1 protein-coding gene is annotated in these 858 nt (G+C 61.2%); it reads left to right on the forward strand.

Features of this window, described 5'->3' with window-relative positions; genetic code table 11:
• The coding region (locus tag LA5095_RS31720) for a sugar phosphate isomerase/epimerase family protein (RefSeq protein WP_055391972.1) at positions 1-858 on the forward strand (858 nt) is incomplete at both ends.

The raw sequence follows: 858 nt of genomic DNA on the forward strand, positions 1-858 counted from the left end.
ATGAAACTTGGTGTTATCTGCGATGGGATCAGCCGGGACCTGAAGCATGCGCTGACGGTTATGGACGAGTTCGGCCTTGACTATGCCGAACTGCAGTTTGTCGGCGAGAAGGAAGTCGGTGACCACACAAAGGAGGAAATCGCCGGGATCAAGGCGCTGCTCGACGGGCACGGCAAGCCGGTCAGTTGCCTGTCGCGCCATGTCTTTGCCGGCATGACGACCGCCAACAGGGCCGGGGACGAATTGCACACGAAGCACATGGATGCCTTGAAGCGGGTCATGGAAATGGCTCATGTCGTCGGCTCGCCGCTGGTGCGGATCATGACCAACAAGAAGGAGCAGATCCTGTGGGGCAAGGGCGGTGCGGAAAAGTGGAACGTCGCCAAGGGCGCCTGGGACGCGAGCCTGCCGTTGATCGCTCCGGCCGTCGAGCTTGCCAGGTCGGAGGGCCTGACACTGGTGGTGGAGACCGGCAACGGCACCATGGTCAATTCAAACTACACGGGCTGCAAGCTGATCGACGACCTGGACGCAAAGGATACGCTGAAGGTTCTGTGGGACCCGGCCAACAACTGCTGGTGCCATGAGCGGGCCTATCCGGAGGGCTACGAGGAGCTTAGGGGCGGTTATCTCGGTCATGTCCATATCAAGGATGTTCTGGTGGACACGCCGCGCGCGACCCTGGAAGTCCGGCGGATGGGGGAGGGCCAGCTGGCCGACCAGTTCCAGCCGATGGCCGATGCGCTGCGGGCCGATGCCTATGACGGGGTGATCTCCTTCGAAAGTGTCTATCACCCTGGCAACGGCGATTTCGAGGCCGGTTTCCGGCTCTGTATCGACCGGTTCAGGGAAATCTTC

It is taken from the genome of Roseibium album (assembly GCF_001404515.1).
Taxonomy (GTDB): Bacteria; Pseudomonadota; Alphaproteobacteria; order Rhizobiales; family Stappiaceae; genus Roseibium; species Roseibium album.